Genomic DNA, 12,551 nt, shown 5'->3' with positions numbered 1-12,551 from the left:
GGAACGATCACCATGAACGTCCGCTCGCTCTGTCTCGCCATTCTGTATCTGGGCGAAGCGACGGGATACGAAATCAAGAAGCAGTCGACGGAAGGCAGCTTCAGCCACTTCGTCGACGCCAGCTTCGGCTCGATCTATCCGGCGCTGGCGCGGCTGGAGGCCGACGGCATGGTCACGGCTCGGGAGGAAACCAAACAGGGCAAGCCCGCACGCAAGGTTTACTCGATCACGGCATCGGGCCGTGAGGAATTCATGAAGGCGCTGGCCGAGCCGCAGGCACCTGATCTGTTCCGTTCGCAGTTCCTGTTGATCGCGGTCTGCGCGGAACTCGTCACCCCGAGCGCATTCGCGCGGCAACGGACCTGCACATGGCGCAAATCAACCACGACCTGGACCGCCTGGGAGCGATGCTCGCCGAGTGTGGCAATGAAGCCACGCGGTGGGCCGTCGACTTCGGCATTCATTGCGTGACCCAGAAGCGGGCCTATCTTGAGGCGAACCGCGACCGGTTGGAAGCCATTTCGGCGAAGGCGCAAGCCAAACGTCACCAGATGGTCGTCGACGGGAAAACGCCCGAAGCCGCAGAGTAGTTATAGAAGCATTTCCGTCGACCACGACGACCGAGTTGGAGCCTCTTATGAGGATGAAGATCCGTTTTTCCTATCTGCTTGCCCTATGGATGACAGCAGCCGTCGCCGGCTGGATGGCGACCGGCGACATTATCGTCGGCGGCCGCGCCGAAGCCGAGGGCGGCGTCGAGCCGCCGGCCGTGCGCAACGAGGCGAGCGAAAAGCCGTTCCGTGTCCGGGTTGTGACGTTTGACGCCCAGACCCGCCGGGCGGCGCTGGAAATCCGCGGCCGCACGGAGGCCGATGCCAAGGTCGAAGTGCGGACAGAGACCAGCGGCAAGGTCGCCGAGCGCCACGTGACAGAAGGCTCCCGCGTCGAGGCCGGCGATCTGCTCTGCCGTATCGACGCCGGCGCGCGTGAGGCCAAGGTTCTGGAGTCCAGGGCCCGTCTGGCGCAGGCAAAACTCGACTTCGAGGCGGCAACGCAACTCAGCAGCAAGGGCTTTACGGCTGAAACCCGCGTGGCCGCGCTGAAAGCCGCGCTGGATGCGGCGACCGCTGGCCTGCGCGAGGCGGAAATCGAACTGGAGCGCACCGAAGTGCGCGCGCCGATCGCCGGTGCGGTGGAAAGCAAGATGGCGGAGGTCGGGTCCATGCTGGCCGCGGGCCAGATCTGCGCAACGCTTATCAACGCCGATCCGCTGCTGACCATCGGCCAGGTATCCGAAGACGACATATCCAAGCTGGTGACAGGTCTCGAGGCCCGGGTGTCTCTGGTGACCGGCGAAACGGTGACCGGCACCATCCGCTACATCTCGCCGTCGGCGGATCCTGAAACCCGCACCTTCCGTGTGGAAATCGAAATCGACAATCCCGACGGCGCCCTGCGCGACGGCGTGACGGCATTCGCGACCGTGGCGCTTGATGCGGTCCATGCGCATTTCATCTCGCCGGGCATCATGACCCTCAATGACGCGGGCGAGATCGGCGTCCGCGCCGTGGACGCCGACGGCAAGGTCACCTTCTATCCGACCCCCATCCTTGGCGCCGAGCGCGACGGGGTGTGGGTCCGCGGGTTGCCCGAACGCGTCCGCATCATCACGGTCGGCCAGGATTATGTCCGCGATGGCCAGACCGTCGAAGCCGCTGAAGCAAAGGCCGGGGAGGCCCAGTCATGATCGGCGCTCTCGAATCCATCCTCAGGAGACCGCGCACGGTCCTCACCATGATGATGGTGATGCTGGCCGCGGGCGCGCTCGCCTATGTGTCGATCCCCAAGGAAGCCAATCCCGACATCGACGTGCCGGTCTTCTACGTTTCCATATCCCAGCAAGGCATTTCGCCGGAGGACGCTGAGCGGTTGCTGGTGCGTCCGATGGAAACGGCGCTGCGCAGTCTGGACGGATTGAAGGAACTGACCGCGGTGGCCTCGGAAGGCCACGCGGCGGTGATCCTGGAATTCTCCATCGACTTCGACAAGGACGCGGCGCTTGCCGACGTGCGCGACAAGGTGGACGAGGCCAAGGCCGAGCTGCCGGAGGATGCCGACGAACCGACGATCACGGAAACCAATTTCTCGTTGCTGCCGACCATCATCGTGACGCTGTCGGGCACGGTTCCCGAACGCACGCTGTATCGCCACGCCCGCAAGCTCAAGGACGACATCGAGACCATCTCGACCGTCCGCGAGGCCGCGCTTTCCGGCCACCGGGAAGAGCAGCTCGAGGTGGTTATCGACGGCATGAAGCTGGAGTCCTACGACGTCACGCAAGGAGAATTGCTGAGCTCCCTGTCGCAGAACAACCAGCTGGTGCCGGCGGGGTTCCTCGATACCGGCAAGGGACGTTTCAACGTCAAGGTTCCCGGTCTTGTCGAGAGCCGCGAAGACATCTATTCGCTGCCGATCAAGCAGAAGGCGGAAGGCGTGGTGACGCTGGGCGACGTGGCCGAGATCCGCCGCACCTTCAAGGACCCGACGAGCTTCACCCGCGTCAACGGCCATCCCGCGATCGCCATTTCGGTGACCAAGCGGATCGGCGAGAACATCATCGAGAACAATCAGGCGGTGCGCGAGATCGTCGCCCAGGCCACGAAGGACTGGCCCGATGCGATCCACATCGACTTCCTGCTCGATCAATCCGATTTCATCAACGAGATCCAGGGCTCGCTGCAATCCTCGATCCTCACCGCGATCTTTTTGGTGATGATCGTGGTGGTGGCGGCGCTCGGCCTGCGCTCCGCCCTGCTGATCGGCCTGGCGATCCCGACGTCCTTCATGGTCGGCTTTCTCATTCTCGGCGGTATCGGCATGACGGTGAACATGATGGTCATGTTCGGCCTGGTGCTGACCGTCGGCATGCTGGTGGACGGCGCCATCGTCATCGTCGAATACGCCGACCGCAAGGTCGCCGAAGGCATGGCGCGGCGCGAGGCCTATATCCGCGCGGCGAAGCTCATGTTCTGGCCGATCGTCTCATCGACGGCGACGACGCTGGCCGCCTTCCTGCCCATGCTGCTGTGGCCGGGCGTCTCCGGCGAGTTCATGAGCTATCTGCCGATCATGGTGATCATCGTGCTCTCGGCCTCGCTGATCACCGCGCTGATCTTCCTGCCGGTGACCGGCGGTTTTCTCGGCCGGGGCAAGGCCAGCGCCGAGGAAGTGGCCAATGCCAAACGTCTGGCGGGCGAAGCGCATTTCGACGTCAGCCAGGTCAGCGGCTTCACCGGGCTCTATGTCCGCTTTCTGAAACTGCTGGCGGGCAATCCTCTGGGCAACATCGCGCTGCTCGGTATCGTCGTCGCCGGCTGCTTCTCGATTTTCATGATCTTCAAGGACACCGCCGCGGGCGTCGAATTCTTCGTCGACGAGGAGCCCGATCAGACCATCGTGCTGGTCTCCGGCCGGGGCAACTTCTCGTCCGCGGAAGCGCGTGATCTCGTCAGCGAGGTCGAACGCGAGGTCCTGCAGATCCCGGGTGTCGACAACGTGGTGATGACCGCCTACGCCTCCGGCGGCGCCAGCGGCGGCGGGCCGGAGCTCGGCGGCGTCCAGGACAAGCCCGCCGACGTGATCGGCGAGCTGAACGTGGAACTCTCCGATTATTGCTGCCGCCGCAAGGCGGTGGACATCTTCGCCGAGATCCGTGAGCGCACGGCGCCGCTCGCCGGCATCAAGGTGGAGGTGCGCAAGGTCGAGGGCGGACCGCCGACCGGCAAGGACGTGCGGCTGGAGATCAAGTCCACCGACTACCGCGTGCTGCGCGAGACCGTCGGCAAGGTTCGCGCCCATGTGGAGACCATGGACGGCCTGCGCGACCGCGAGGACGACCGGCCGCTTCCCGGCATCGAGTGGCAGATCACCATCGACCGTGAACAGGCCGGACGCTATCAGGCCGACATCAGCGCGGTGGGCGGCATGGTGCAGCTCGTTACCAACGGGGTGCTGATCGGCAAGTACCGCCCCGACGATTCCGACGACGAGGTCGATATCCGCGTCCGGCTGCCGGAAGGCGAGCGCACGCTCGACCGGTTCGACACACTGCGCCTGCGCACGCCGACGGGCCTGATCCCGATCGCCAATTTCGTCGACCGCAAGCCGCAACCGAAAGTCTCCTCCATCACCCGCAAGGACGGTCTCTACGCCATGAGCGTGAAGGCCAACGTGCTGCAGGAACAAGGCATCCTGCCCGACGACAAGGTGAAGGAGCTGCAGGCGTGGCTGGATACGCAGAGCTGGCCCGAGCAGGTCTCGATGAGGTTCCGCGGCGCGGACGAGGAGCAGAAGGAAGCCGGCGAGTTCCTCGGCAAGGCCGCCATGGCCGCGCTGTTCCTGATGTTCATCATCCTGGTCACCCAGTTCAACAGCTTCTACCAGAGCTTCCTGACACTCTCGACCGTGATCATGTCGATCTTCGGCGTGCTGATCGGACTGATCCTCACGGGCCAGAAGTTCTCGATCATCATGACCGGCACCGGCGTGGTGGCGCTGGCGGGCATCGTGGTCAACAACGCGATCGTGCTGATCGACACCTACAACCGGTTCCGCGACGACGGCATCGAGCCTCTCGAGGCCGTGTTGAAAACCTCGGCGCAGCGGATCCGGCCGATCCTGCTGACCACGATCACGACGATCGCCGGCCTCATTCCCATGGCGACGCAGGTCAACTTCGACTTCTTCAACCGCGTCGCCTCGGTCGGCGGCATCACGTCGATGTGGTGGGTGCAGCTCTCCACGGCCGTCATCGCCGGACTGGCCTTCTCCACCCTGCTGACGCTGGTGGTGATCCCGACAATGCTGGTCATGCCATCGGTATGGGCAGAGATGTTCCGCAGATGGTTCGGGCGCAAACCCAAGACAGCCGGCAGCCAACCGGTGCCTCATGCTCCAGCGGAGATACCCGATACGGGTCCAGCGGAAGCCGCCTCCGCAGCGGTCATCGCCCTGCCCGCCAAGCCCAGGACACCGCCGCCGGGCGTGCCCGACGCGGCCGAATAGCGGCGGCGACACAGCACCACAAGACAGAAAAGGCGCGGATTGCTCCGCGCCTTTTCCTTGTCCATTCCAGCGGCGGCGACCGGCGTCAGACCCCGCCGGATGCGCCGCCATTGTCTGGAGCAGCGTCATCGCCGGACGGTTTGTCCGCGGTGGCGGCCTCCTGGGCGTCGCGGTTGCGCCGCCAGGTGCGGCAGGCAAAGGGAATTGACGCCAGATAGGCGAGCGACGCGGCGGTCAGCACCTCAAACGGATAGCTCACGCCCAGCGCCACGAGCAGCACCACGGCCACGAACACCGGCAGCACCAGATCCCGGCGCACACGCGCGCCGATCCGCTTGCCGGAATAGGTCGGCAGGCGGCTGACGATCAGAAACGCGATCACGAACACATAGGCGATAATCGGCGGCGCCAGTTCGCTCCAGCGGTCCAGCAGACCCAGAAGATCGAGATAGACCGGCAGCAGCACCGTAAGCGCGCCCGCGGGCGCCGGCATGCCGACAAAATAGTTGCCCTGCCAGGCAGGTTTGTCCGGCTCGTCGAGCGCGACGTTGAAACGCGCAAGCCGAAGGGCCGCGGAAATCGCGAAGACCAGCACCGCGATCCAGCCGAGCGATTTGAGCTCGCTGAGAATCCAGGTGTACAGAATGATCGCCGGCGCCACGCCGAAGTTGACGAAATCCGCCAGGCTGTCGAGTTCGGCCCCGAACCGTGAGGTGGACCGCAGCAGACGCGCCACCCGCCCGTCGATCGCATCCAGCAGTGCCGCCAGAACGATCGCGCCAATGGCCCAGTCCCAGCGGGTTTCCAGCGCCATGCGAATGGCCGTGAGGCCTGAGCACAGCGCCAGCAGCGTTACCAGATTGGGCAGGATCATCCGCAAGGGCACACGCTGGAAGCGCGGCTTGCGTTTGCGGTTTTGACGCTTGTCGCGGGCGCTGGGGCCGGGTTCGAAAGGCGCAAACGGGGTGCTCACAGTCATACGCTCCTCAGGCCACGCGGGTCATCGGCGCGGATCCGGCCGGCGCGCTGAGATCGGCCAGAACGCTTTCGCCCGCCACCATGGTCTGGCCGATCGCCACCTTGGGCGCCGTGCCGTACGGCAGATAGACGTCCAGCCGCGAACCAAAGCGGATCAGGCCAATGCGGTCGCCGGCGTTGATGGTCTCGCCCTCGCCGACGAAGCAGACGATGCGGCGCGCCACAAGACCGGCGATCTGCACGACACCGACCGCGCCGCGCGGCGTGTCCAGCACAAGACCATTGCGTTCATTGTGCTCGCTCGCCTTGTCCAGCTCGGCATTGAGGAATTTGCCGGGCGTGTAGACGATCTGGCGGATCACGCCGGAGACCGGCGCGCGGTTCACGTGGCAGTTAAAGACGTTCATGAAGATGCAGATGCGGATCATCGGCTCGGAGCCGAGATCCAGCTCGAGCGGCGGCTTTGCCGAGCCCACCATGCATACGGTGCCATCGGCCGGACTGATCACCAGCCCGTCGCCGATGGGGGTGACCCGCGGCGGGTCACGGAAGAAATAGCATACCCAGCCGGTGGTGATCAGGCCGATCCAGAACAGCGGATCCCAGAACCATCCGAGCAGGATGGTGAGAAAGCCGGCGATGGCGATGAACGGCCAGCCCTCGCGGTGGATGGGCACGAGCGTGCGTGAAAAGGTGTCAATCAGCGACATGGTGCCTTCGTTTCTTGAATTCACCGCGCGGTGGCGCGCGGCAGACGTCCGGCGGCCATCTTTGCACCATCGCGGGCGCAAAGATCAATCGCCAATAGCATTTCGGGCGCAATGCGGGACGCCCCGCTACTCGGTCACGCCGATCTCTTCCGCCTTGGCGCCACGCCGGACGATACCGTCCGCGTCCGCCTCGTGCACCGCGCGCAGGCGCTCCTCGGCGTCCGCCGCCTCGCGCTGACGTTCCCACATGGACGCATAAAGACCGCCCAATTCCAGCAGCTCGGCGTGTTTGCCGCGCTCGACCACATGGCCATCGTCGAGCACCAGAATGGTCTCCGCGTCGACGACGGTCGACAGCCGGTGCGCGATGACCAGCGTCGTGCGGTTCCTCGATACCTGATCCAGCGCCGACTGGATTTCGCGTTCGGTATGCGTGTCGAGCGCCGAGGTCGCCTCGTCGAGAATCAGGATCGGCGGTGCCTTCAGGATCGTCCGGGCGATGGCCACGCGCTGCTTCTCGCCGCCGGAGAGTTTCAGTCCGCGCTCGCCGACTTCCGCGTTGTAGCCTTGCGGAAGCTTCTCGATGAAGCCCGCGATCTGCGCGAGCCGGGCCGCTTCCATGACCTCCTCGGCAGTGGCGGAAGGACGGCCGTAGCGGATGTTGTAGAGCACCGTATCGTTGAACAGCACCGTGTCCTGCGGCACCATGCCGATGTTCGAGCGCAGCGACACCTGGGTGACCTTGGAGATGTCCTGCCCGTCGATGGTGATCGCACCGCCACTGACGTCGTAAAAGCGGAACAGCAGCCGCGAGATGGTCGACTTGCCGGCACCCGACGGTCCCACGATGGCGACCGTATGCCCGGCCGGCACCTCGAAGGAAACGCCCTTGAGGATCGGCCGCTCCGGATCGTAGTTGAAGCGCACGTTGTCGAAGCGCAGGGATCCGCCTTCCACGTGAAGCGGGGCCGCATCCGGGGCGTCGACGATTTCCGCGTCCACATCCAGCAGATTGAACATGTCCTCCATGTCGGCCAGCCCCTGGCGCAGCTCACGGTAGACAAATCCGATGAAGTTCAGCGGGATCGAAAGCTGCATCAGCAGCGCGTTGATCATGATGAAGTCGCCGAGCGTCTGCGTGCCTGCCTGCACGGCGAGCGCCGACATCGCCATGCAGGCGACCAGCCCGACGGTGAAAATCACCGTCTGCCCCATGTTGAGCCATGCCAGCGACGTCCAGGTCTTGATCGCGGCGTCCTCGTATTTCTCCATCGAGCGATCGTAGCGCGCGGCCTCCATGCGCTCGTTGTTGAAGTATTTCACCGTCTCGAAATTCAGCAGGCTGTCGATGGCCTTGGAGTTGGCGTCGGTGTCGGAATCGTTCATGTCCCGGCGGATGCTGATGCGCCAGTTCGACGCGCGAACCGTGAACCATGTGTAGAGCCACACGGTGATCGCGATGACGCCGACGTAGGACCAGTCGAACTGATATCCGATGACGATCGCCATGAGACCGAATTCGATCACCGTCGGAATGGAATTCAGAATCGTGAAGCGGACGATGGTCTCGATGCCCTTGACGCCGCGCTCGATGACCCGCGACAGGCCGCCGGTGCGGCGGCGCAGGTGAAAGCGCAGCGACAGCTCGTGCATGTGCACGAAGGTCCGGAACGCCAGCTGCCGCACCGCGTGCTGACCCACGCGGGCGAACAATGCATCGCGCAGCTGGTTGAGGCCCATCATCAGAAGCCGGCCGACGCCGTAGGCGACCACCAGCATCACCGGGGTCACCAGGAAGGCCGGCAGGCCAAGGCCGCTGTCGGCTTCGGGACTGACCAGGGCATCGGTCGCCCATTTGTAGCTGTAGGGCACCAGAACGGTGACGATCTTGCCCAAGACCATGGCGATGATCGCCAGCACCACGCGAAACTTGAGATCGCTGCGGTCCTGCGGCCAGATGTAGGGCCAGAGATTGCGAATGGTCGCGAAGGTCGAGCCTCGGTCGACCGTCGACTTCTTTCCGGCGCTCATGCGCAGGTCTCCCCGGCATCGACGTGACAGGAGTCGCCGATCACGGCGCACTGGTCAGCCGAGCGCGCCAGATCCCCGAACAGGAATGCACAGGCGCGCGCCAGTGCATCGATGGTGTCCGCGTCAATGCAATAGTGCGAACGGCGTCCCTCGATCTCGCCGGTGATCAGGCCCGCGTCGCGGAGGATTTGCAAATGCTGGGATACCGTCGACTGCGCCAGCGGCAACGCCTTGACGATCTCGCCGCAACAGGCCCGCTCACGTGGCCGGATCTCCCGCAGGATGGCGAGACGCGCGGGATGCCCGAGCGCCTTGAAGACAGCTGCCAGCCGCTCGTCGTCAAGCGCGCCGGGCGCTTGCGAGGCGCCGGCAAGAATGATGGGAACGGACTTTTCAGCGTCCGGCACGCCGGAAGCCGCCGGAGCATCCGGTGGCGTTGCGATATTCATCGTGGAAAACCGATCGTGAGAGCCTCGCAAGAATGACGGTGCGCGGCGATGGATGATGCCGGCCAAGGAGGTACCGGCACGGCATCGTTCATCGTCGATAGACGATCAAAATGACAAAAACAAGGGGCGCGGCCTTCTGGTCCGCGCCCCTATGGGTATTCGGCGGTGCCGCGTGGGCAGGATCAGTTCACCGGCGCATCCGTCTCGCCCCACGACTCATCGGCCTTCGGCGTGATGAAGATCTGACCGGGATAGATCAGGTCGGGATCGCGGATCTGGTCCTTGTTGGCCTGATAGATCGTGGTGTAGCGAACGCCCTTGCCATAGAGGCGCTGGGAAATCCGCCACAGATTGTCGCCGCGGCGAATGATGACATTCGGCGTCTTCCGCGGCGCGGCCACGTTCTCGCTGGCGGTCTCTTCGGCCGCGGCCACCGGCACCAGGATGACGTCGTCCTCCTCGCGCTCAAAGGTCACCTCGGCGCGGGCGACCACATCGCCCTTGGCTTCTTCCACCTGATCGGCGCGAACGTCGTGCTGGCCCACCTCGAGCGGCTTGTCCGCCTCAACGAGCCACCGGCCTTCCGGATTGGCCTTGGTGTCGCCGACGTAGTCCTTGCCGACGTAGACGCGCACCGACGAACCCGGGTTGCTCGTTCCGGCAACGAACAGCTGCCCCTTCTCGCTCTCCACGGCCTCGACGCTGACGGTGGGCTCGGGTGCGGCCGCCTGAGCGGGGGCTTCTGGCTCCGCCGCAACCTGAACGCTGTCGGACGCGGGCGCTTCCGGTTCAGCGGCGACGGCGGTTTCCGCCGGTGCTTCCGGTGCTTCGGTCATGGCGACATCATTGCCGTCGGCCGGCGCGGCGTCCGCGGCGACGACCGTGCCCGATGCGGGGACCGTCTGTTCGGCATCGCTTGGCGCGGGCTCCGTGGCCTGCTCCTCAACCGGAGCAGCCTCGACGACTTTGGCTTCCGCCTGAGGCTGCTCTACCGCCCGCTCGACAGCGGCGGGCGCGGCGTCCTGCTGCGCTTGCGCGCCGGCTTGCGGCGTGTCGGCAACGGTCTTCACCTCTTCGGGGCCTCGGCGACCGACGGCATCTCCACCGCTGTCTCGGCAGCCGGCTGCGCGGCGGCAGGCGCCGGCTCTGCGGAAGGCTCGGATCCGGTTGTCACCGTTTCGGGCGCCGCCGTCTCAGATCCCGCCATCCCGGTCGCGGGCGCGCCGGCGGCCGGCGCCTCAGATGCCGGTGCGTCAGGACCTGACTCAGCAGCAGGCGTACCGGAGGCGGGCGTTTTCGTTGCGGCGGTGTCTGCAGCAGGCGCCACAGCCTCCGCCGGCTTTTCCTGCAAGGCGGCGGTCGCGCGCGTCTTGTCAGACGCCGCCGTGTCATCGGATTGGGCAACCACCAGTTCACCCTGGGCGGCGACCGGCTTCTGCAAGATGGTGCTGGCCTCGCCCTCGGCGTTCATCACCACCAGGACGTCGTCGGTTTTGCTCTTGGGAATCGAGACGGTCACACGCTGTGTGGATTCCACCATCTTGCCGTCTTCCGAAGCAGCCTGAATGGCGACGTCATAGTCGCCTGGCTCCAGCGGCTTGGACAGTACGATTGCCCACTCACCGGAGGTGTTGGCCGTCGTCTTGCCGACAACCGCGCCATTGGCGACGAGCGCCACCACGGCCTTGGGCTCCGACAGGCCCGCCACCACGGCGTCGCCGGTCGGTTCAATGCGCACGATATCAAAGGTCGGAAGCACGGATTGGGTCTTGCCGGGTTCGGCCCCTGCATCAAGGTCGGCAGCCGCGACGGTTTTCTCGGCGGTAGTGTCAGCGCCCTTGCCGGAGTTTTCCGCCATCGGCTTGAAACTGTCGAAATAGCCCGCCTGATAGCCGCCAATACCGAGACCGGCGGCGGCCACGGCGAAAATCCCAGCGATCACAAATTTCAACATCAAGCCGCGAACCTCTTCCGGCTGCCGGGGACCCTGTTCGGATGATTGGGCGGGCGCCCGGCAGGACAGTTGCCGATCGGTCGCGCACGTGATTTCAACGCGCGAGACCGCAGAAACACTAACAATTCCCAAACTGGTTATACCGCTTTGCCGCCCACGGCAAGCAAACGCCCGTACATGCCTGACCAGACGGGCATTTTGGGCCCGCCAATACGGACAAATGCGCCGAAAGGCGCGCTCTCTTGCCATCCGAGGGCCGAGAGCCAAGCGATTCTCTCGCTCCTGCACAAAACCCTACAGTGCATTTCGGCTCAAAATGGGGCCGGTTCCTCCGCCGCGATACATCGTTCGCGCTGGGGTCGCGCTTGACCAGGGCGCGGTCATTGCGCGCAAACCACATTCGTCCAATCCCGCTTGACCGCCGGAACCGTCGAATGCACTTATCAATCATGGCAGAGATTCGAAGCATTTGCGTCTATTGCGGCTCCGGCAAGGGTAAAGACCCCGCCTATGCGCGGGCCGCGCGCGATCTTGGGCGGGCGATGGCGGAAGCCGGCATCCGCCTTGTGTATGGCGGCGGCAGCGTCGGGCTAATGGGACTCGTCGCCTCCTCGGTCATGGAGCACGGCGGCGCGGTCACCGGGATCATTCCGCGTTTCCTGCAAGAGCGCGAGGTCATGCTCTCCAGCGTCGACGAGTTGATCGTGACCGAGGACATGCACGAGCGCAAACGCATCATGTTCGAGCGGTCGGAGGCCTTCATCGCCCTGCCCGGCGGCGTCGGCACGCTGGAAGAAGTCGTGGAAATGATGACCTGGGCGCAACTCGGCCAGCATCGCAAGCCGGTGCTTCTGGCCAATATCAGCGATTTCTGGAAACCGCTGTACACGCTGCTCGATCACATGCGCGCCGACGGCTTCATCCGCTCGGGCATGGAAGTCGGCTATCTGGTCGCCGATCACGTGAGCGAGATCCTGCCTGCCCTTCGCGACGCGGTTCGCGAAGAACGCCGGCCGATGCTCGACATTGGCGCGGGCGCGGCCCCTTTCGACCGGCTGTAGTTCCGCACCCGCCCCGCCGATGCGACCCGTCCGGCGACCCGGCGCCTCCCGTTACACCACCGGCGCGGGACGGTTGCGATAGCTGCCGAACGAATAGATCGCCAGCGACACCCAGATCAGCACGAAACTGGTCAGCCGCAGCACATCCAGCGCCTCGCCGTAGACAAGCACGGCCAGCAGGAACTGGATCGAAGGCGCGAGATACTGCAGCACGCCGAGCGTCTTCATCGGCAACCGTCGCGCGCCCGCCGCGAACAGGATCAGGGGCACCGCGGTGACGGCACCCGTGCCCGCCACCAGCGCC

Annotated in this window: 12 protein-coding genes; 5 read left to right on the top strand and 7 right to left on the bottom strand. The window is 64.9% G+C overall.

Going from position 1 to position 12,551, the window contains the following annotated elements; translation table 11 throughout:
* The first annotated feature begins 12 nt into the window (after positions 1-12).
* From D1F64_RS10050 to D1F64_RS10040, 4 genes are read left to right on the top strand one after another with little or no spacing between them, the layout of a single operon-like run.
* Positions 13-471 (top strand): PadR family transcriptional regulator, encoded by a 459-nt coding sequence (locus D1F64_RS10050; RefSeq protein ID WP_205470727.1) that lies wholly within the window; start codon positions 13-15, stop codon positions 469-471.
* The gene (locus D1F64_RS25075; protein WP_256372896.1) at positions 468-590 is read left to right on the top strand and encodes a hypothetical protein; all 123 of its coding nucleotides are present in this window, start codon (positions 468-470) and stop codon (positions 588-590) included. Before D1F64_RS10050 ends, D1F64_RS25075 begins: the two co-directional genes overlap by 4 nt.
* 47 nt (positions 591-637) lie before the next feature.
* Complete coding sequence (locus tag D1F64_RS10045) at positions 638-1,747, top strand: efflux RND transporter periplasmic adaptor subunit (RefSeq protein WP_205470726.1); 1,110 nt, start codon at positions 638-640, stop codon at positions 1,745-1,747.
* The gene (locus D1F64_RS10040) at positions 1,744-5,064 is read left to right on the top strand and encodes an efflux RND transporter permease subunit (protein ID WP_117412330.1); all 3,321 of its coding nucleotides are present in this window, start codon (positions 1,744-1,746) and stop codon (positions 5,062-5,064) included. Before D1F64_RS10045 ends, D1F64_RS10040 begins: the two co-directional genes overlap by 4 nt.
* Before the next feature lie 85 nt (positions 5,065-5,149).
* Here D1F64_RS10040 and pssA read toward each other — a convergent pair whose 3' ends face one another.
* From pssA to D1F64_RS10010, 6 genes are all read right to left on the bottom strand, one after another.
* Positions 5,150-6,037 (bottom strand): CDP-diacylglycerol--serine O-phosphatidyltransferase, encoded by an 888-nt coding sequence (gene pssA, locus D1F64_RS10035; protein WP_248304707.1) that lies wholly within the window; start codon positions 6,035-6,037, stop codon positions 5,150-5,152.
* 13 nt (positions 6,038-6,050) lie between these two features.
* Positions 6,051-6,776 carry a phosphatidylserine decarboxylase gene (locus D1F64_RS10030; RefSeq protein WP_256372895.1) on the bottom strand — a complete coding sequence of 242 codons (726 nt, stop codon included), beginning with the start codon at positions 6,774-6,776 and terminating at the stop codon, positions 6,051-6,053.
* Positions 6,777-6,878: 102 nt separating this feature from the next.
* Complete coding sequence (locus D1F64_RS10025) at positions 6,879-8,783, bottom strand: ABC transporter ATP-binding protein/permease (RefSeq protein ID WP_117412327.1); 1,905 nt, start codon at positions 8,781-8,783, stop codon at positions 6,879-6,881.
* Positions 8,780-9,232, bottom strand: a complete 453-nt coding sequence (locus tag D1F64_RS10020) for a metalloregulator ArsR/SmtB family transcription factor (RefSeq protein WP_117412326.1) — start codon at positions 9,230-9,232, stop codon at positions 8,780-8,782. Before D1F64_RS10020 ends, D1F64_RS10025 begins: the two co-directional genes overlap by 4 nt.
* 182 nt (positions 9,233-9,414) lie before the next feature.
* The gene (locus D1F64_RS10015) at positions 9,415-10,302 is read right to left on the bottom strand and encodes a LysM peptidoglycan-binding domain-containing protein (protein ID WP_117412325.1); all 888 of its coding nucleotides are present in this window, start codon (positions 10,300-10,302) and stop codon (positions 9,415-9,417) included.
* Positions 10,299-11,153, bottom strand: a complete 855-nt coding sequence (locus D1F64_RS10010; protein ID WP_162901460.1) for a hypothetical protein — start codon at positions 11,151-11,153, stop codon at positions 10,299-10,301. Before D1F64_RS10010 ends, D1F64_RS10015 begins: the two co-directional genes overlap by 4 nt.
* Positions 11,154-11,635: 482 nt before the next feature.
* On the opposite strand from D1F64_RS10010, the gene D1F64_RS10005 reads away from it, so the two are divergent.
* Positions 11,636-12,247 carry a TIGR00730 family Rossman fold protein gene (locus D1F64_RS10005; RefSeq protein WP_117412323.1) on the top strand — a complete coding sequence of 204 codons (612 nt, stop codon included), beginning with the start codon at positions 11,636-11,638 and terminating at the stop codon, positions 12,245-12,247.
* Positions 12,248-12,298: 51 nt separating this feature from the next.
* Here D1F64_RS10005 and D1F64_RS24515 read toward each other — a convergent pair whose 3' ends face one another.
* The gene (locus D1F64_RS24515; protein WP_205470725.1) at positions 12,299-12,544 is read right to left on the bottom strand and encodes a hypothetical protein; all 246 of its coding nucleotides are present in this window, start codon (positions 12,542-12,544) and stop codon (positions 12,299-12,301) included.
* Between the last annotated feature and the right edge of the window lie 7 nt (positions 12,545-12,551).

The organism is Breoghania sp. L-A4 (assembly GCF_003432385.1).
GTDB lineage: Bacteria > Pseudomonadota > Alphaproteobacteria > Rhizobiales > Stappiaceae > Breoghania.
The sequence above is the reverse complement of the archived record's forward strand: the minus strand, read 5'-3'. Positions and strand labels throughout refer to the sequence as shown.